This is a genomic window from Vibrio fujianensis (assembly GCF_002749895.1).
Taxonomy (GTDB): domain Bacteria; phylum Pseudomonadota; class Gammaproteobacteria; order Enterobacterales; family Vibrionaceae; genus Vibrio; species Vibrio fujianensis.
The window spans coordinates 667,619-687,340 of record NZ_NBUS01000054.1; the positions used below are offsets into that span (position 1 = coordinate 667,619).

At 45.4% G+C, this 19,722-nt stretch carries 20 protein-coding genes and 1 CRISPR repeat array; of the genes, 6 read left to right on the plus strand and 14 right to left on the minus strand.

From position 1 onward, the window contains the following. The 7 genes from B7C60_RS19800 to cobT all read right to left on the minus strand — a co-directional run. On the minus strand, positions 1 to 224 hold a 224-nt coding region (locus tag B7C60_RS19800; RefSeq protein WP_157928719.1), incomplete at its 3' end, for an ATP-binding cassette domain-containing protein. Next, positions 211 to 1,206, minus strand: coding sequence for a vitamin B12 ABC transporter permease BtuC (btuC, locus tag B7C60_RS16180; protein ID WP_099612527.1), 996 nt, complete (start codon positions 1,204 to 1,206; stop codon positions 211 to 213). The genes B7C60_RS19800 and btuC, both read right to left, overlap by 14 nt. A 71-nt stretch (positions 1,207 to 1,277) precedes the next feature. Further along, the gene (locus B7C60_RS16185) at positions 1,278 to 2,306 is read right to left on the minus strand and encodes a succinylglutamate desuccinylase (RefSeq protein WP_099612528.1); all 1,029 of its coding nucleotides are present in this window, start codon (positions 2,304 to 2,306) and stop codon (positions 1,278 to 1,280) included. Positions 2,307 to 2,514: 208 nt separating this feature from the next. Beyond that, positions 2,515 to 3,132 (minus strand): histidine phosphatase family protein, encoded by a 618-nt coding sequence (locus B7C60_RS16190; RefSeq protein WP_099612529.1) that lies wholly within the window; start codon positions 3,130 to 3,132, stop codon positions 2,515 to 2,517. Continuing rightward, a complete protein-coding gene (gene cobU / locus B7C60_RS16195) occupies positions 3,132 to 3,674 on the minus strand; it encodes a bifunctional adenosylcobinamide kinase/adenosylcobinamide-phosphate guanylyltransferase (RefSeq protein ID WP_099612530.1) in 543 nt (180 codons plus the stop codon). Before cobU ends, B7C60_RS16190 begins: the two co-directional genes overlap by 1 nt. After that, positions 3,659 to 4,471, minus strand: a complete 813-nt coding sequence (locus B7C60_RS16200) for an adenosylcobinamide-GDP ribazoletransferase (RefSeq protein ID WP_099612531.1) — start codon at positions 4,469 to 4,471, stop codon at positions 3,659 to 3,661. Before B7C60_RS16200 ends, cobU begins: the two co-directional genes overlap by 16 nt. Beyond that, on the minus strand, positions 4,471 to 5,535 hold the full coding sequence (gene cobT / locus B7C60_RS16205; RefSeq protein WP_099612532.1) for a nicotinate-nucleotide--dimethylbenzimidazole phosphoribosyltransferase: 1,065 nt from the start codon (positions 5,533 to 5,535) through the stop codon (positions 4,471 to 4,473). Before cobT ends, B7C60_RS16200 begins: the two co-directional genes overlap by 1 nt. Before the next feature lie 162 nt (positions 5,536 to 5,697). On the opposite strand from cobT, the gene B7C60_RS16210 reads away from it, so the two are divergent. The 6 genes from B7C60_RS16210 to cdd all read left to right on the plus strand — a co-directional run bounded on the left by B7C60_RS16210 (position 5,698) and on the right by cdd (position 11,873). Further along, positions 5,698 to 6,387: an NAD(P)H-binding protein gene (locus B7C60_RS16210; RefSeq protein WP_099612533.1), complete on the plus strand. Its 690-nt coding sequence runs from the start codon at positions 5,698 to 5,700 to the stop codon at positions 6,385 to 6,387. Positions 6,388 to 6,553: 166 nt separating this feature from the next. Further along, positions 6,554 to 7,924 (plus strand): L-cystine transporter, encoded by a 1,371-nt coding sequence (locus tag B7C60_RS16215; protein WP_099612534.1) that lies wholly within the window; start codon positions 6,554 to 6,556, stop codon positions 7,922 to 7,924. A 178-nt stretch (positions 7,925 to 8,102) separates the two neighbouring features. Beyond that, on the plus strand, positions 8,103 to 9,524 hold the full coding sequence (gene sbcB / locus B7C60_RS16220) for an exodeoxyribonuclease I (protein WP_099612535.1): 1,422 nt from the start codon (positions 8,103 to 8,105) through the stop codon (positions 9,522 to 9,524). A 27-nt stretch (positions 9,525 to 9,551) separates the two neighbouring features. Further along, the gene (locus B7C60_RS16225; protein WP_106426907.1) at positions 9,552 to 9,935 is read left to right on the plus strand and encodes a CidA/LrgA family protein; all 384 of its coding nucleotides are present in this window, start codon (positions 9,552 to 9,554) and stop codon (positions 9,933 to 9,935) included. Further along, on the plus strand, positions 9,935 to 10,630 hold the full coding sequence (locus tag B7C60_RS16230) for an LrgB family protein (protein ID WP_099612536.1): 696 nt from the start codon (positions 9,935 to 9,937) through the stop codon (positions 10,628 to 10,630). Before B7C60_RS16225 ends, B7C60_RS16230 begins: the two co-directional genes overlap by 1 nt. Before the next feature lie 355 nt (positions 10,631 to 10,985). Beyond that, positions 10,986 to 11,873: a cytidine deaminase gene (cdd, locus tag B7C60_RS16235; RefSeq protein WP_099612537.1), complete on the plus strand. Its 888-nt coding sequence runs from the start codon at positions 10,986 to 10,988 to the stop codon at positions 11,871 to 11,873. A 174-nt stretch (positions 11,874 to 12,047) separates the two neighbouring features. Here the strand turns inward: cdd and B7C60_RS16240 are convergent, their stop codons facing one another. The 7 genes from B7C60_RS16240 to cas7c all read right to left on the minus strand — a co-directional run bounded on the left by B7C60_RS16240 (position 12,048) and on the right by cas7c (position 19,708). Next, positions 12,048 to 13,046 carry a FecCD family ABC transporter permease gene (locus B7C60_RS16240; RefSeq protein ID WP_099612538.1) on the minus strand — a complete coding sequence of 333 codons (999 nt, stop codon included), beginning with the start codon at positions 13,044 to 13,046 and terminating at the stop codon, positions 12,048 to 12,050. Positions 13,047 to 13,062: 16 nt separating this feature from the next. Continuing rightward, positions 13,063 to 14,016 (minus strand): ABC transporter substrate-binding protein, encoded by a 954-nt coding sequence (locus B7C60_RS16245; protein ID WP_099612539.1) that lies wholly within the window; start codon positions 14,014 to 14,016, stop codon positions 13,063 to 13,065. A 26-nt stretch (positions 14,017 to 14,042) separates the two neighbouring features. Further along, on the minus strand, positions 14,043 to 14,816 hold the full coding sequence (locus B7C60_RS16250) for an ABC transporter ATP-binding protein (protein WP_099612540.1): 774 nt from the start codon (positions 14,814 to 14,816) through the stop codon (positions 14,043 to 14,045). A 216-nt stretch (positions 14,817 to 15,032) separates the two neighbouring features. Beyond that, positions 15,033 to 16,708: a CRISPR direct-repeat array (repeat unit 32 nt; unit sequence GTTTCAATCCACGCGCCTGCGGGAGGCGCGAC). Positions 16,709 to 16,883: 175 nt separating this feature from the next. After that, the gene (cas2, locus tag B7C60_RS16255) at positions 16,884 to 17,177 is read right to left on the minus strand and encodes a CRISPR-associated endonuclease Cas2 (RefSeq protein WP_099612541.1); all 294 of its coding nucleotides are present in this window, start codon (positions 17,175 to 17,177) and stop codon (positions 16,884 to 16,886) included. Positions 17,178 to 17,187: 10 nt separating this feature from the next. Continuing rightward, positions 17,188 to 18,219, minus strand: a complete 1,032-nt coding sequence (cas1c, locus tag B7C60_RS16260; RefSeq protein ID WP_099612542.1) for a type I-C CRISPR-associated endonuclease Cas1c — start codon at positions 18,217 to 18,219, stop codon at positions 17,188 to 17,190. Beyond that, entirely contained in the window at positions 18,216 to 18,839 is a 624-nt protein-coding gene (gene cas4, locus B7C60_RS16265) for a CRISPR-associated protein Cas4 (RefSeq protein ID WP_099612543.1), read from the minus strand. Before cas4 ends, cas1c begins: the two co-directional genes overlap by 4 nt. After that, positions 18,839 to 19,708 (minus strand): type I-C CRISPR-associated protein Cas7/Csd2, encoded by an 870-nt coding sequence (cas7c, locus tag B7C60_RS16270; RefSeq protein ID WP_099612544.1) that lies wholly within the window; start codon positions 19,706 to 19,708, stop codon positions 18,839 to 18,841. The genes cas4 and cas7c overlap by 1 nt, the downstream gene beginning before the upstream one ends. Between the last annotated feature and the right edge of the window lie 14 nt (positions 19,709 to 19,722).

Below are 19,722 nucleotides of genomic sequence, written 5' to 3' on the forward strand. Positions count from 1 at the left end.
AGATAGGCACGCTGTAATGCAAGCTCAGAAAGAGAGAATTGAGAAAGCGGTGTATCATCAAATAGCACTTCTCCTTGGCTTTCTAACATTCCCGCTAATGCTGCCAGTAAAGTACTTTTACCACTGCCATTCGGCCCTATTATATGTAAGACCTCTCCTCTTTCACATTGAAAAGAGAGCGGAAGCAAACGCATTCCTACTTGTAAGCTATTAATTTGAATCATGGTTTTTGATTAGCATCCAGATAAAAATCGGCGCACCAAGTGTGGTTGTGACGACCCCGAGCGGTAGTTCTGCCCCCCCTAGTATCATACGCGCTAGCATATCGGCCAAGACCAGTAATAATGCGCCTCCAATTGCAGCAAGGGGGAGCAGCATCCGATTTTCACTCCCCAAGAGTAACCGTAATAAGTGAGGGACGACTAAACCGACAAAACCAATCACACCGCCAAGCGCAACACTGACTCCCACTAACATAGCCACAGCAAAAATCAGTTTCCAGCGTAGCGCCAGCACATCTATACCTAACTGCTTGGCATGACTTTCACCTAACATCAGTTTATCTAACTGATGTCCTTGTAACATTAACCATGCCATCACAGGTAATGCAAATAATGACAAGCTATGCTGATACCAGCTGACACCACTGACACTGCCCATCAACCAATACATTAACTGCCTTAAACTTAAGTTATCACTAAAATAAAAGGCCCACGTGACGACTGCACCCGACAAAATGCCAAGCGCAACCCCAACCAAGAGCAAACGTGTTGTCGTTAAATGGGTAGTTTTAGCCAGCATGACAAGCAATAAAGTAAACAGCAAACAGCCGATAACGGCGGCAACCATGAATACCGGCGGCGTCGCTAGCAAGGGGAAAAAGAAGAGTACCACAACCATGGCGACACTCGCGCCGCCCGAAATGCCCAGAATGCCCGGTTCTGCCAGCACATTCCCAAGTAAAACTTGTAAAGTAGCCCCCGATAGCGCTAATGCACCACCTATCAAAATAACAGCCAATAAGCGCGGTAATCTTAACTCAACAACGAGCTGTTGCTCTAACGGCGTATGGGAAGCCAATGGCCAAATCCAAACCTCACCCACCATCGTATAAACGGCGCTACTGAATATTAAGGCACATAGCATCAACCATAAAGCATGGTACCAACGACGCTGTTTTTGTTGGATGAGCTGACTAAATTGCATTGAAAGATCAAAGGCTTTGACGAGAATGGGTTAACCTTACCGTCATCAAGGGTCAAGCTCAAGACATTTGCTTAGTCGTAAACTAATTGATCCTCTTCATAACGGGTATCGACTTTGCACACCATCAAAGCCGCTCGCTGACCAATAGCAACGTAACGATTAGGGAAAACGATCGCTTCGCCTTCGTTTTTCGCCATCAACGGTTTATCGCCATCGTGACCAAAAACTTCACCGTGCATAAAGGCAGTAAAATTTTCAACCTCTTCGCCAAACCGAAAATCAAAATCATCATGTAAACGAACAATGGTTCGACTCACACGGTATATGACCGGTTTTTTAGGTAAATGCTCAGGCCGCTCTCTTGCAACAAGATCACGCAGCGCAAGCTCAAAAGCCACCAAGCGAGAAAGATCATTTTCTCCCCATTGAGCCACTTGACCTAGTTCAATGGTCATTGCTTGTGCCGCAAAATAATCTGCACTAAACCAGCTAAACGTACTCGATGGTGCATTAGAAAGCATCACCGCTTCAATATGTGCTTGTTCAATAAAGCCCATCAATGCTCGGCTACGTACAGGGTGGCGAGTTTTAGGACTCACCGCAAAAGAATAGTGTTTAGAGCCTCGAATCGCACAATGTAGATCCAAATGCCAGCGCTGCTCTGGCTTTGTCCCAGCATAAAAGTCAGCTACCGTTGCCTTTAAACGTTCCGCAAGCGCGCTTTCTTGCGTTTTAGGGTGCGGTCTATCATCAAACAAACGGTTTAAATTCTCTTCAATAAAACGGGCCTGCCTCTGAGCGGCTTCTGGATGCGCAAGAATAAATAAACAGTGTTCGTTGACCGGTTGAAAACCACTGATCAGATCGTCTAACAGTTTATCAACTAACTCCATTGGCGCGGTTTCATTACCATGAATCCCACAAGAAACAATAAGATGTTTCGTTTGTGCATCGCTCCGCGCAGGCACAACTTCAACTAAACCGCGCCCATGTAACTTAATTGTCACTCCAGAATCAAGCGTCAATGCACCACGTAAAACTGGCTGTTCAAGATCAAGACTGTCGGAAAGAAAAGATTGGCGAAAGAGGGACTTCGTCATGTGCTACTCCTTTATTACACAGCGGTATGGTAAAGAAATGTTCAGCCAATTTATGTTGAGAGGATCGCACTTATCAAGATAAAAGCCATTTATTCATAGATTTATAAATTATTAATACGAGCAATTCAACCGCGCGAATTCTATCACTAACTTAAGCTAAGACTCTATCACTACCTTCGTTTCTACGGCGAAAAATTATGTCTGAAACTCAGCGATGATGCCTATTCGCGGATAATGCTACACCAATATTGTTGACCTTCACCAGCGGTGGCTCACCAGGGAAAACCGTGAGTTGAGTGATCGATTGATTGGCAATCGATAATGAAGAATACCAACGTGGATTTTGCCAATTAACCTGCAAAATATTCGCCAATAATAAACGTATCGTCCCCCCATGCAGAATCATCAAGCAATTCTCATTACATTGGTTCACCCACCATTGCCAAGCGTGACTGACTCGATGATAAGCCTGTGATAACGGTTCGGCACCGGGCAGCATATGCTGTGCTGGATCTTGCCAGAATGCTTCTAACAAAGGCCACTGCTGAGATAACTCATCAAAAGTTCGCCCATCAAATTCACCGAAGTCAAGTTCTTGAAATGCCGGCTCAATTATCACCTTCAACTCTGGCCGTAGAGCTTTAAGTTGTACCGATAAATCAGCACAACGACGCAAAGGTGATGTTACCACCGTTGTAAAGGGTAAAGACTCAAGCTGTTTAGCCATCAATTGCTGTGTTTTATCTGCCACTCCAACGTCGGTACGGCCATTTAATGCAGCTGGCCCAAGCGTATTTCCATGACGAAGAAGATAAATAGAATACATCACTCATCCTTTAATATTAAAGGTAGCCCGGCACAGATAAAAACCACTCGCTGGGCAACTTTCGCTATGGCTTGATTCATCCAGCCTGCATAATCGACAAATAAACGTGAGACTTCACCTAGTGGTACAATGCCCATCCCGACCTCATTGGAAACCAGTATGATCTTAGCTTTACTCTGTGTAAGCGAGGTTTGGAGTTGTTCGACTTGCTGTTCTATTTGTTGCTTGTTGAGTGCCTGCCCAGCATTATAAATAACATTGTTAAGCCATAAAGTCAGGCAATCAACCAGCACAATATCATGCTCACTAAACTGGGTGAATAATTGAGCCAGAGCGAGAGGTTCTTCATGTTCTTGCCAACCTTGACCACGTTGCTGCTGATGATGCGCGATACGTGCTTGCATCTCCAAATCACAGGCGGTTGCCGTTGCCACATAATGAAGTTGAGAGGATGGATGCTCTGCAAGCCACAACTGAGCTTGCTGCTCTGCATAATGAGACTTGCCACTTCTTGCTCCACCTAAGATCAGTTGAATAGCCACGGTACACTTCCTAACACTTGAATACCTTGCTGCCAATAAGCGATCAACAATAGATAAATCGCTAACTCCATAATCTGTTGCGCCGCCCCTAAACAATCGCCAGTAAATCCGCCAAGCCGTTTAATCAGCCAAGCCTTAAAACTCACTCGGAATAGCCCGACAAGTAAAAACAAGCCAACCATCACTTCGATACTAAACCAGAATGCAGGCAATGCTCCAGTAATCAGTAAGATCACTAACTCACTACGACTTTGTTTGCGGGCTAGCGGCTTACTTTTACTGCTATCAGGCTCGCTGACATAAGGTAGATCATAAATAAAGCTCGCCGCTATCGCTCGGCTTAAGCTGTAGCCAAGTAACCAGACGGGAACTAATGACATCTGTTGTAGCAGGGTAAAAAGGAATAAATATTTTCCCAACAATGCCATAATCAATGCCGTTGCCCCGTAGGTTCCAATACGACTATCTTTCATGATTAATAGTCGACGTTCCGTGGTCATACCACCACCAATACCATCGACCATGTCGGTTAACCCATCTTCGTGAAAAGCACCCGTCAATAATAAGCTCAGCATCATGGTTAAAAACAAGCTGATTTCACTCGGAAATAGTCCACTTAACACCGTATAACTTAACGCACATAAACCGCCGAGTAATAAACCTACTAGCGCAAAATATCGCCCCGCTTGATTCATTCGAACCGCACTGTAGGGCAGCGATTTCGGTATAGGCAACCGAGAAAAAAAACTGACTGCCAATAAAAACAGATGCCATTGATATTGCATACGGTAAAACATTACACCGTCACTCCGGCTTGTTCAAAGCTAGCCATCGTATTATAAAACTCTGCCGCGGCACGAAGCAGAGGCACCGCCAAGACCGCCCCTGTTCCTTCCCCAAGCCGCAATCCTAAATCCAGCAAGGGTTTCGCCTCAAGCAATTGTAATACTGCTTGATGCCCTGACTCATGAGAGCGATGAGCAAAAATCATGTAATCCCGACAACTTGGGTTAAGCAAGGTGGCAACATACGCCGCGACCGTCGCAATGAATCCATCAACGATGACTGGGGTATTGTGCTGAGCGGCAGCTAAAAAGCCACCAACCATTTGCACAATTTCAAATCCCCCCAACTGAGCTAGAGTTTGCTTAGGATCGCGTTTTTGATCACCCATTACTGCTTGGCAACGCAATACGGATTGATCAATAAGCATCTGCTTTTTCTCAAACTGTTCTGGTGATATTCCCGTCCCCATTCCTACACAGGTTTCACTCGGAAGCCCTGATAACGCGGCCAACAATGCTGCAGCACTGCTGGTATTAGCAATACCCATTTCGCCAAACATAACCAAGTTCGAGCCAGCATGAATCACCTTCATCACTAACTGCTGGCCGTATTCTAGACCTTGCTCAACTTGTTGCGGCGTCATGGCAGCTTGCTGAACAAAATTCTGGGTTCTTTCGCCTAAACGCTGTACCACCAAGTGAGAATGTTCGGTTTCAATGGGTAGCAAAATGCCACAATCCACCACCATTATCTGCACATCATTCGCTCGACAAAAACAGTTAATCGCTGCACCACCCGAGAGAAAATTCACCACCATTTGGTGAGTGACAGCACTGGGCGCAATGCTAACCCCTTCATCGGCAATCCCATGGTCACCAGCAAAAACAACCACGCTCGGAGTATTGAGAATGATGGTGTCAACCGCTTGTTTTTTACCTTGGCTCTGAATTAACGCCAGCTGATAAGCCAGGGATTCAAGCTGGCCTAATGATCCCAATGGCTTGGTTTTTTGCGCAATACGCTGAGTGATTTGATGTTGAAATGAAAGATCTAACTGTTTGAAAAGGTAAGACATTGCTAATCCATAAGCCCATAAAAAAGTGAGTTAAAGCAGTCTACTCGTTATCGCCTATTGATGCTATGCTTTGTCTGTCACAATCTGCGCTGCCCCCTCATCCACTCAATCAAATCCATGCTATCCTCACTTGCATTAACATTTTGGTTCAGTGGCTAAAAAATGCATTCATCGACTCGTAACCCTATTGTCATGATTGCCGGAGCTTCCGGTTTAGTTGGCGGTTGTGCCCTGCAACAATTACTGGCACAACCGTCTATCCAACAAGTCTATTCGCTGACACGACGCGCTGCTAACCAACCACATCCCAAATTAATCGAATGGGTGGATACCAACCTAAGCATGACGGAGTGGGATGAAAACCAACCTCGTCCAACGCATGGGGTGATCGCGCTGGGCACCACTCTTAAACAAGCGGGTTCGCAACAAGCATTAGAAAAAATTGATTTTGATTTAGTTTGCCACGTGGCACAAACGATGAAGATATTAGGTGTCAGCAGGCTCGCGGTGGTGTCTAGTTATGGTGCCAACCCGACCTCACGATCAAATTACCTACGATGCAAAGGCCGGATGGAAGAAACCATTCGACGACAAGGATTTGAGCAAGTGACCTTTGTGCGTCCCGGCCCACTAAAAGGTCAACGAAAAGAATCCAGACAAAATGAAATTTGGCTCCAACGCGTTATGCAGATTGGGCGTTTTTTCTTATTCGGGCGGCTTAAAAATCTTATTCCCATTGAGGCAGAACGAGTCGCTCAAGCCATGCTTTATCAATTATTTGATTATTCCGATCAACGTATTACTATTTTACATTCGCAAGATATGCATCATATGCTGCAGAAATACCAATAAAACGTATAATTCACCTTCACAATGTTGCCAATGTAAACAAAGCGCTAAGTTAGATAACCATTTGTTCTAAATCATACTGTTTTTGTCTTTTGCCTATCAGCGTTAACACGCTATCCTGCCTGCGTTTTTTATTCTAATCTCTGATGCCATTTTAAGGATATTTATTATGTCAGTTACAGCTATCGCCATGCTGGCGGTGTTTGCCGGTATTTTGCTGTTCCTGTTCAGCCAACAGAAAAAAGCCTATTCCCTTTCTCGAATTGTTTTACTCGGCCTTGTGCTTGGTAGCTTATTCGGACTGGCTCTACAGCTCATCTTTGGTGAGAACAGCCCAATCATCAATCAAGTTCTCGCTTGGATTGCTATCGTAGGTAGTGGCTATGTCGGACTATTAAAAATGGTGATTATGCCATTAGTTTTAGTTTCCATGATTTCTGCTGTGGTGAAATTAGAAAATAGCGGTTCACTGGGTAAGATCTCTGGACTAACTATTTCAATTTTATTGATTACCACCGCCATCGCCGCACTCATTGGTATTCTAGTCACGCAAGCCTTTGGCTTGACCGCTGCAGGCCTCACTGAAGGAAGCCGAGAAGTCGCTCGCATGACTCAATTAGAATCTCGTGCGGCAACGGTGGCGGATTTAACTATTCCACAAATGCTGTTGAGCTTTATCCCAACGAATCCTTTTGCTGACCTAACCGAAGCACGCTCTTCATCGATTATTGCCGTGGTCATTTTTGGGGTATTAGTTGGTATTGCTGCACGCAAAGTTATGCTTGAAAAAGAACAACTTGCCGCACCTATTCGTCAATTTGTCGATGCACTACAGTCTGTCGTTATGCGGTTAGTCAAAATGATTATCGCCTTGACGCCTTACGGCATTACTGCACTGATGGCCAAGGTCGTCGCTACCTCTAGCGCCAGCGATATTCTTAATTTGCTCGGTTTTATCGTCGCATCTTATATCGCCATTGCTTTGATGTTTATTGTGCATGGTATTTTGGTTGCTTTTGTCGGTGTCAACCCGAAAACCTACTTTCAAAAAATATGGCCAGTTTTAACCTTCGCTTTTACTTCGCGGAGTTCAGCGGCCACAATTCCGCTCAATGTTGAAGCACAAATCACAAAATTAAATGTGCCACCAGCAATCGCTAACCTTTCTGCCTCGTTTGGGGCCACGATTGGTCAAAATGGTTGCGCAGGGATTTATCCGGCTATGCTTGCCGTGATGGTCGCCCCCACAATGGGGATTAACCCACTCGATATCCATTTTGTACTCTCTTTAATTGCGATGATTACCATCAGTTCCTTCGGTATCGCAGGTATTGGCGGTGGTGCAACCTTTGCTGCACTGATTGTACTACCAGCAATGGGATTACCTGTCACGATTGCTGCGCTATTAATTTCGATAGAACCTTTAATTGATATGGCGCGTACCGCATTGAACGTTTCAGGCTCGATGACCGCGGGGACGATAACCAGCCGCTTAATGAATCAAGTTCATGAGCCACAAGTGGAGCAACAGCAAGCTTAAGTCGTTAACGTCTCGCATACTCACCGCCAACCTCACTCTCAGGTTGGCGTTTTCTTTTGACCAAACTTATGTTTCTTTTCACCAAACTTATGTAGGTCAGCGAGTCCAATCATTGCCATGTCTTAAGCGGAATGTTCTAATACTCATCACCTCCTCTTCGTTACTGGGTCAACCATACATGCAACACCACCAGCCCACATTCTTCTTTTTTGATTATGAAACTTGGGGAACAAGCCCTGCGAAAGATCGCCCTTGTCAGTTTGCCGGTGTACGTACCGATATGAATTTTAATATTATCGGCGATCCCTTAGTGATTTACTGTCAATTACCCTGTGATTATTTACCGGGCCCAGAAGCGGCGCTAATTACCGGAATTACACCACAAAAAGCGATGGCTGAAGGCATAAGCGAACCTGAATTTATGGCTCGCATTTACGCTGAACTCGCCACCCCTAACACCACGAGTCTCGGTTATAACAGTATCCGTTTTGATGATGAGGTAACGCGCTATACTTGTTATCGCAACTTTTTTGACCCTTATGCTTGGAGCTGGCAAAACGGAAACTCTCGCTGGGATTTACTGGATGTGATGCGGGCATGCCATGCGTTACGTCCAGAAGGAATCAACTGGCCAAAAAATGAAGAGGGGTTTACCAGTTTTAAATTAGAACATTTATCAAAAGAAAATGGCATTGAGCATGAGAATGCACATGATGCGATGAGTGATGTGATTGCGACCATTGAACTTGCCAAAAAAATCAAAACCGCACAACCTAAGCTATTTGATTACTTTTTATCAATGCGTCATAAGCGTAAGCTGATTGATCTGGTTGATATTGTCAATATGACCCCCTTAATGCATGTTTCTGGCATGTTGGGGCGAGAATGCCAATACACCAGTTGGGTGGTTCCGATAGCCTGGCATCCAACCAACCAAAACGCCGTGATTGTGGTCGATTTAGCTAAAAATCCAGAACCACTTTTGACGCTAACCGCTGAGCAATTACATCAACGCCTTTATACAAAACGAGAAGCATTAGCCGCCGATGAATTACCGGTTCCCATCAAACTCGTTCATCTCAATAAGTGTCCCATTTTGGCCCCAGCGAAAACCTTAACCGCGGATAATGCGGCGGTGATTGGCATTGATCGAAAACAATGCTTAGCGAACCTCAGCTTACTTCGTCAACATCCTGACATTCGAGAAAAATTGGTCTCCCTCTTTGCCATTGAACGAGAATTCCCTGCTAATTCCGATGTTGATAGCCAATTATATGATGGGTTCTTTTCTCCCACGGATAAAGCAGCCATGGAGATTATTCGCTCAAGTCACCCGGAATTACTAGGTAGCTTAGACATTGAGTTTAGCGACCAACGGATTGCTCCACTACTTTTTCGCTATCGCGCCCGCCATTATCCGTGGACACTCAGTGACACCGAGCAGCGCCGCTGGGCTGATCACTGCCGCGACTACTTTGAAACACGATTACCAGACTATATGCTTAATTTAGAAAACTTAGTGCAAGAGCACCAAAGTGATGAGAAAAAAATGGCCATTCTTAAATCCGTGTATCGCTATGTAGAATCGCTCGCTTGCTAACCCACTTTATTAATAATGAAATTCACCATGAAGACTATCAATCACTACCTCAAATTAACCGCTCAATATTTGGTTTCTATGGGGTTAATCTTTCTTTGCCTATGGGCTGGGATCACGTTACAACATTGGTTGGGAATCGCCATTCCCGGTAGTATCATCGGCTTACTCATTTTATTTGCCTTATTAGCCAGTGGATTAGTACCGGTCGACTGGGTAAGGCCCAGTGCTCATCTTTTTATCCGCTACATGATCTTACTCTTTGTTCCGATTAGCGTTGGTTTAATGGTTCACTTTGATGTCTTAATCAATAACCTTTGGCCGATCCTTGCAAGTGCGATTGGAGGCAGCGTGATTGTATTGGTTTCGCTTGGTTTTGTATTAGACCGATCACTTAAAAAAGGAGAGAAATAATGTGGTTAATTGTCACATTAATCGTTTTTTTCTTTGCCCGTTGGATAGCACAAAAGTGTAAGACCCCTTTAGCTAACCCACTATTAATCTGCATCGCTATTTTGATTCCCAGTTTAATCTACCTTCAGGTTCCTTTTGAAACCTATTACGCCGACAACCACTGGATCAGCGATCTGCTACAACCCGCCGTGGTTGCCTTAGCCTATCCCTTATACGAACAACTCCCGCAAATTCGTTCAAATTGGCGTATTATCATGTTGGCCTGCGGGGTCGGTAGTATTATGTCTATGTTGACCGCCAGCTTTATTGCCTTATCGATGCAAGCAGACACATCGTTAGTCGCAGCTTTAATGGGAAAATCGGTCACCACACCGATCGGCATGGAGGTTGCGAAAAACTTAGGAGGTGAACCCGCTATCGCAGCGATTCTTGTACTGCTGGTCGGCCTTTTTGGTGCTATCGTCGCCTACCCTATTTATAACTTACTTAACATTACTCACCCTATAGCCAGAGGTTTAACCACAGGCACGGTTTCTCATGCATTAGGTACAGCCTCCTGCGCGGAAAAAGATGCGCGAGATGCCGCCTTTAGCTCTCTCGCCCTCGTTGTTTGTGGCATTATTACCTCCATACTTGCGCCAACATTGTTTGCATTTAGTGTGTGGCTTATCTATGGGAATCCCCTTCCTACTTGAAGCTGCAGCGGTGTTGACTACCTTCATTCAGCCCAATCACCATTCGTTCACCCAAATCACATCGTTTGCCTATGTTCATGAGGATAGTGAGAGCCATCCGTGGCTCTCAGCAAAAGCCAGCCTACGGCTGTTCAAATTTGTTCCAAACAAATTTATCACTCACTTGCCGCCTATCTGCATCGAGTCGTTTGGGTATGGTTAACTCTCGCAGTTCAAGGAGAGCGATTGCGCCATGTGTGACATCACTCTAATTATGAAACATTAAACATCATTACATAATTATAAGTGATGTAGATCTCAGTAAGTAACGGTCAATTGACTAGAATGAAGTTCAAAAAACGGATAAGGATAAACTATGAATCGCCGTATTGAACAAGCATTGTTACAACTGCCCGCTGCCGTGAACGCGTATCTCTCACCAATCGTGCTTAGTGAAGCGTTCGATGCAACGCTGTCAGCCGAACAATTTAACCAGCTACTTGCGCTTTCACAGCTCAATGATGCTGAATTAAGGGTTGCGTTGCTGCCTGTAGCTGCTGCCTATGCTTATGTTCCTATTTCTCAGTTTTATGTTGGTGCGATTGCACGCGGAGTCAGTGGTCGCCTTTATTTTGGAGCTAATATGGAATGGTCTGGGGTACAGCTCGGCCAAACCATTCATGCAGAACAAGCCGCCATTAGCCATGCTTGGATGAAAGGTGAGCTAGGTATTACCGACATTACGGTCAACTACAGTCCGTGTGGGCATTGCAGACAATTTATGAATGAGTTAAGTACTTCGCAAACATTGACTATTCAACTTCCAGAACGTGAAGGAAAATCGTTGCAGTATTATTTACCAGAATCTTTTGGCCCACGAGATCTCGGCATTGAATCAGGTCTGATGTCAAAGGTAGATCATGGGTTACTCACTGAGACTGATGAGCCTTTACTGCAAACCGCTTTACAAGCTCTCAATCGCAGCCACGCACCCTACACAAATAACTTAAGTGGTGTAGCATTGCGCACCACGTCAGGGCGAGAATTTAGTGGTGCTTATGCTGAAAATGCGGCATTTAATCCAAGCCTTCCCCCCTTGCAAGTCGCACTAATTCAACTACGCATGGCAAAAGAGGCTTTCGAACACATTTGTGCTGCCGCTTTAATTGAGATGTCACAAGGCACCATCAGCCACTTGGCTGATACCCAAGCAACGTTAGAAGCCATTAACCCAGATATTCCTTTCGCGTATTTATCGCTCTAAAGCGCTATTACCGCTAAACTATTACCTCTGAACATATACCGCTGAACATAGCGAAACTGCGTGAGCCTTATATCCTTCTTGATCGTGATACAAGGCTCACGTATGAGTCAGCCATCTATGCGTGGCGATGTGAATCTTGATCACCGCCCTAGCACCTTATCTCTTTCTTTACCCCTAACCTTTCTTCCAAACTAAATATAAAACAAACAAACCACCGACCGCAGCGGTAATTATCCCAACTGGCAATTCTTGTGGTGCTAATAATGTTCGGCTAAGCACATCACCAAGACTCATCATTACCGCCCCCCAAAGTGCGATAAGCGGTAGAGAACGTCGGTGCGTCATCCCCGAAAAGGGTCTGATCAAATGTGGAACCATTAAGCCGATAAACCCAACGACACCTGTTATTGCGACAATCGCAGCAGTACAAAATGCGCAACAAATGAATATTTCACTGCGTAAACGATGTACATTCATACCAAGTGAGTAAATGGTTTGATCACCAACAAGCAAGGTATCGAGCGCTCTATAGCGTTTGATTGATAGCAATACAACAACAGCAACGCCCATTAAAGGAAAAATCAAATTATCCCAACGAGCCAGGCCTAGTCCACCCATAGTCCAAAATAGAATTGAACTGGCGGCTCGTTGATCGCCCGAATAAATAAGAAAGCTAGTCAAAGCACCAAATAAAAAAGAGATAGCAAGGCCACATAAAACTAAGTTATCGTTTCCGCGCTTTTTTTGCATCGAAAACAGCATAACCACTGCGACCGCAGAAACTAGCCCCCCACTAAAAGCGGCAATCGGCAAAGACCAAACCCCAAGAGCATCCCCCAATCGCATGATAACAAACACCGCTCCAGCAGATGCGCCAGAGGACAAACCAAATAGAAATGGATCCGCCAAATCATTGCGTGTAGCCGTTTGTAGTAATGCCCCCACAATGGCGAGCCCAATACCTGCAACAATGGCAAGTAGCGCTCGCGGTAAACGCAGATCAAGCAAAATTCGACTCGTCATTGAAATATCTTGTGAGCCAATAGCGCGAATGTCATGCCAAATCTGCCTCGTAGAAAAGGTTATTGAGCCGAACCTCAAGCTCAATAAAAATGTCACGCCTAATAACACACTTCCCAACAACCACATTAGTGAGTAACTGTTTATTTTCATCACTCGCTATAACCACTTATTGAGCAAAGAAGGCGTGAGCCATTGTCTCAACGGCAGCGATATTCGCAGGCCCTGGCGTTAACTGCTCGTATCTCAGCTTGATATATCGTTTGTTTTCAACGGCTTTGGTGTACTTCATTAGCGGGTGCTGTTCAAGAAATGCTTGTAGTACATCCGCATCACTAACCCCTTGATAGTAAAGTAAAATGATAATATCTGGATTGGCCTGCGCCACCTTTTCCCAAGAAGTTGTCGCCCAATTAGCCTCCATATCATGCGTAACATTGAGGCCACCTGCGGCTTGAATCATAGCATCGGGCATGGCATATCTTCCCGCAGTAAACGGTTTGTCTTGACCTGAGTCGTATAAGAAGACTTTTGGTGCTTTGCTATTAACCGCTGGCTTAGGCAATGCAGCAATACGTTGCTTCCAGCCGTCAACGAGCGCATTGGCCTTATCTTGACGGTCAAAGATAACGCCGAGTTTCAAAATATCTCCATATAGCAAGTCCATACTGGCACTCTTCCTCTGCTGCGGATGAATATGAACACAGCTTTCCGTTAGCACTAGGGTATCAATACCATAAGGAGCTAATGTTTCAGGCGTCACCTCGCCACCCACTTTCATTCCATAATTCCAACCCGCGAAGAAGAAATCAGTATTTGCTGCCATCAACACCTCTAATGATGGATTTTTCGGTGCCAGCTCCGGAATATCACCTAACTGTTTTTTAAATTCCGGTAACATTTGATACCATCCCGTTATGCCCGTGACACCCGTCATGGCATCTTGCAGCCCCAGCGCAAAGGCCATTTCTGTCATATTAATATCGTGAAACACCGCATGAGTTGGACGTTTTTCAATCGTTAAAGGAGACCCACAGCTGTCTACCGTCACGGGGTAATGCGTTGTTGCAGCTTGCGCAGCAGTGATAGAGAGTAAAAATGAAAATACAAGGTGCCATTTCATGAATTGATTCCTGTTGAAAATATAGCCTATAAAGATGCGGCTTCGAAATGATGAACTGCGTTATGAAGAGATGGGTGTTGGAAAGTCAGCACATTTAACCCAAACGTTGGCGTGATATATTGATTACTTAGGATTTCCGTCGGACTATCGAACTTAACCATACGCTGATTCGCCATAAGAATGACCCGATCGGCAAATGGAGCAACCAACTGTAAATCGTGTAATACCGCAATGCAGGCCACTTCTTTATGTTTAATCAGATCGAGCAATTCCAAACGCGCTAAAGGATCTAAATGGTTGGTAGGTTCATCAAGGAGTAAAAGTTTCGGCTCTTGGGCAAAGGCTCGGGCGATATTAGCGCGTTGCTGCTCGCCACCAGACAGTGAACCTATTTTACGTTCACTTTTATCGATCAGCCTTACCTCATTTAGCGCTTGATTAACTGCAGCCAAATGAGTACGCTCACTACAACAAAAGGCATGAGGCACTCTGCCAAGCCCAACATATTCACGTACCGTTAAACGAGGATCGACGTAATCATTTTGTGCGACTACAGCAATTAATTTGGATTTTTGTTGGAGAGATAAATCGCTCAGTTTATGGCCATCAATACGTAACTCACCCTGAACAGCCAAATATTCACCAGTAATCGACTTAAGTAAGCTCGATTTACCACTGCCGTTCGGCCCAATAACTGCGATACATTCATTTTTATCAACCTCAAACGACGCAGTAACTAATGCTTGCCAACCTTGTTGGCTATACGTACTCAGTTGCTTCACTTCCAACAGTGATCCCATCGCCCCACACCTAATGATATTAACCGCCATGTGAAGCGTTACAGGATAACAACCAATTCTAATATAGTCGATAAAAACATGATTTAAGTGACTATATTGACGAAAAAATCGCTCATCACAAAATTGCCATGAGGAAAACCGCCACGTCATCGATCAAATCTTACACCTGTAGGAGGCGAGCCCCGAACCATTATTCCAGTTACCCCCGCGGAGCGGATTTCAATCCACGCGCCTGCGGGAGGCGCGACGTAGGTTTTGGAAGAACTGAGAATAAAAGAGAAGTTTCAATCCACGCGCCTGCGGGAGGCGCGACGAAACTTTAGCAACAAGACAAGGATACAAAAATGTTTCAATCCACGCGCCTGCGGGAGGCGCGACAACGCAACCCCGGAGTCATCCATTCCGATCCGTTGTTTCAATCCACGCGCCTGCGGGAGGCGCGACACTTAGAGTACGGGATTCGTGAGCTGTCAAATGTGTTTCAATCCACGCGCCTGCGGGAGGCGCGACCACTTAAAGCAGCTTGACTGATAGCGGTTGCGAGTTTCAATCCACGCGCCTGCGGGAGGCGCGACGATGGTACGTGTTTCTGATGCTGTTTATATGCTGTTTCAATCCACGCGCCTGCGGGAGGCGCGACGATGGTACGTGTTTCTGATGCTGTTTATATGCTGTTTCAATCCACGCGCCTGCGGGAGGCGCGACGTTGCCTGAAGTTTCATTCATCTGTATTTTCAATGTTTCAATCCACGCGCCTGCGGGAGGCGCGACGCTGTGGATTTATAAAGCAAAAAAGATTCAAGCGGTTTCAATCCACGCGCCTGCGGGAGGCGCGACTTGCGATGTGACGTACGGCTCAGTTAAAGATTGGGTTTCAATCCACGCGCCTGCGGGAGGCGCGACGCAACAAAAAGAATAACAGCATTAAGAGTAGGGGTTTCAATCCACGCGCCTGCGGGAGGCGCGACCATTGCAGACGCGATGTACATTGCAGCGATTACAGTTTCAATCCACGCGCCTGCGGGAGGCGCGACTCTACTTCAACCATAAAATTCTTATTGCTACCAAGTTTCAATCCACGCGCCTGCGGGAGGCGCGACGCGAGATCTTGCCATCCCTAAGAATTCAGCGCTGTTTCAATCCACGCGCCTGCGGGAGGCGCGACGTAAGTCCTCAACTACAGTATCAGCTTTGATAAGTTTCAATCCACGCGCCTGCGGGAGGCGCGACGTCACTTTCACCCACCTGATCAACGTGGGTAATCTGTTTCAATCCACGCGCCTGCGGGAGGCGCGACGGAACACGATGTGCTCAGCCGGATACGGTGGACAGTTTCAATCCACGCGCCTGCGGGAGGCGCGACCCATGAGCGTTTTATTATTGTCTGCTCATCGTCTGTTTCAATCCACGCGCCTGCGGGAGGCGCGACAGTGAATATCTTCTTGAACACTAAAGCTAGATCCGTTTCAATCCACGCGCCTGCGGGAGGCGCGACATGTTAGCGCTTGCTCTGCATCATCGCTATAACCTAGTTTCAATCCACGCGCCTGCGGGAGGCGCGACTGAAGATCTAGACGAAGCTGATGTGTTTTCAATGGTTTCAATCCACGCGCCTGCGGGAGGCGCGACAAGCGAAGCGCGTTATCGCTGATAAAGATGCAACGTTTCAATCCACGCGCCTGCGGGAGGCGCGACTAAAAGCGTGGCCGTGGTTGTTTCGCTCTGGCCCTGTTTCAATCCACGCGCCTGCGGGAGGCGCGACAAAGCGTGGCCGTGGTTGTTTCGCTCTGGCCCTGTTTCAATCCACGCGCCTGCGGGAGGCGCGACCTGGTGCTTATTCGCATATTCGTCCCCAGGCTGGTTTCAATCCACGCGCCTGCGGGAGGCGCGACTGCCTATTGTGAAAGGCAGGTATAAATTAGCACAGATTATAGTTTGCCGCTAACTTTGTTGGGTAGAAGAAAACTATTTTGAGTGAAGCTATAAAAATAAATATTTGCTCTATTTTTAAAGAACTTATGCCATCGCTAGATCCCCAGTATTTTACTGAGAACCCAAGGCTAGCGATTATAAAATTAGGGTATCTCTGAATATATCTATCGCTTCTTTCGCGCCATGGTGCTCTACTTTGTTTTGCCAGTTTTTACCGAGCTTATAAAAACGCAAACTGTCGACTTCAGGATCATAAATAGATAAAAGTTTATCTTTAAATTCTAACCATTGTGTTGAGTCTATTTCACATTCAAACACTGAATATTGCACTCTCATACCATAGTCTAAGCAGACTTTTGCTAACTGCCTGAGGCGTTTTTGCCCATCATCACTGGCAAAGGATACATCGTAGGTGACCAAAACCATCATGGCTCGCTCCTTATTTTTTGATCACAAATGGCGAATAGTGGGCTAAATCACCACGTAAATGCCGGGCTAGTAACATGGCTTGGACATGCGGTAATAACCCAATTTGCACCTTTTCTTGCAAAAAAGGGTGTATGACTTCTTCTTGTTTTTTAGCTTGGTAAGCCTGAAAAACCAGCTTACGCGCGTCGTCTTTTATGGTGACTCCACCAAGACAATCTGTCTCAAAGTCTTTGGTGGTGAGGCTTTTATTATTAAAGAGTTTTAAGGCAATACTATCGACAATGTAAGCTCTAAACTCTTCTAAAAGATCAAGGGCGAGGCTATTTCTGCCGGGCCGTTCTTTGTGTAAAAAACCGACCTGAGGATCTAAGCCAACTCCTTGTAATGCCCCGCTGATCTCCTGCCCTAATACAGAGTAAAGCAGTGAAATAACCGCATTAACAGGATCTTTAGGCGGCCTTCGAGTACGCTTATCAAACAACTGTTTGCTTTCATTGCCTTTAAACATGTCGGCAAACGCCGAGAAGTAATGTGATGCGGCCTCTCCTTCTAGTCCTAAAATAGTGTCGTAGCCAGTCACTCCCTTGAGTTGCTCAATAATTTGTTTTAAACGCTCAATGGCTTTTTCTAACTGTGGCGTACTGTTATGATTGCGTCTAAAGCGTAAAAGCAACATGCGAGATGAACGTATTTTTGCGGCGACAATATGCTTGGCAAGCTCATTTGCAGCTTGCTCCTGAACATTAAACTGCTGCCTACGCAGCAATACATTACCCGTTTGTTTGCCAACCACATTGGCGAGAAAACGGCCATGCATATCAAAAAAAGCGAGGTGTGTACCATTTTCACCACAAAAGCCAAGTAACTGCGGCGAAACCATAATATTGCCAAAACAAAAGATGCTACCAATCGAATGAATAGGAAGCTGCATCAGTTTTTGCTTTTCACCCTCGACTTTTTGTTCAATCAACAAAGTTTCGCGTTGCTTATGTAAATAGACGCCATCTTTGGTGATATAAAGTGAGTTTTGCAGTTTTTTCATTCCGCCTCCGTATTAAACAATCCGGCAACGTAACCACTTGAACTATCTTTATTGGTTAAATCTGGCTGACAGATCTCAATTAAAGAACATGCCTTACAGTGTTTACCTTTGGTTGGTGGAGGTGTTTTTCCGTTTGCAAACAACTGTTGTATTTGGGTAATCAAGGCTTTAGTTTGCATTCGCAGTGAGTTATCGAATTCAATTTCAATGCGTTTGCGCGTTTGCCAATACCAAAGTGCGCCATTTTTGACTTCAACGGATAGCATTTCTTCGATGCATAAGGCTTGCGCGCACAGCTGTACTTTGTCGATATCGCTGGCTTTTGGCTTCCCTCGTTTATATTCAACGGGGACAAATTGATTACTGAGTTTATGGTGCTCTAATAAGTCTAATTTGCCTGTTACGCCTAATTGTGGCGCAGTTACCACTACGCCACGTTCAAAACGCACCCCTTTACGAGTTTCTGGCTCGCCATTATCCACACGCTCATGTAACTGCCGCCCGTGTGCCGTTAGGTAGTTTTCTTGCCACACTTGCTCTAAGTGGATCAGCGCGCATTGGCGCTGACAAAAAGCAAAGTGCTGTAGAGCGGAGATGTTGATTAGGCGAGCATCAATCATTAGAAACCCTCGATCACTTCTGGCTCTAGACCTTGTAAAGCGCTTACCAGTGAATCGTTCAACGCCGTCGTTTCAAGCGGTAAACCTTGTTCAATATGAGCTCTTAGCGTTTGATGCACTTTTGCTGAAGAATACTGACCAGACTTAGAGCCATGCTTCCACCATATAAGATGTGAAATACCCATAGAACCTTCGGGACGTGCTGATGACGCATCACCTTCAAAGAGTTTAACTAATACCGCTTTGATTTTTTCTGCATCTTCATCACTGAAGCCTGTTTTCTCAGCCAACTGAGGGGTCATGGCACCGAAAGCAACATAGGTGGCTTTATCTACACGATGCTTCATCCCCATGGTGTCTGATGATTTTTTGGTGCCATCACCTTCGCCACTAACGCTCTTGGTAATTTGTGTGCTAGTAATACTCACTGGCTCAATACTAAACGCGCTTTGAATCGTAACAGGCCCACGGATTGGAATAGACACACCATCCGAGCCTGTTCCTTTAAACGCAAAAACTTGACCAAATGCACGTACATCGAGCCATTTTTCACAACATAATTTTGCGGCTTGACTTGGTGCCGTTTTTTTACTGTTGAATGCCTCTTTTCCTACACCAACCTCGTCTGATTCAGCTCGGTTGCGTAAGCTTGTCATGCCATCGGTTTTCCTTTCATCCGATTGAACAAAAATGCTTTCTCCCGCTTCTTGCAAACGATCACGAATTTTGCGCTTTAAACAAACATCGGTAATTTCACCAAAGCCCTCGTAATCGGTGCGCGGGCGGTTGCCATTAAGAGGGTCACCATTTGGGTTAGCGTTTAATACGTTAAAAATTAATGCAAAGTCGATTTTATTTTGTAAAGTCATAGTGATATTCCTTT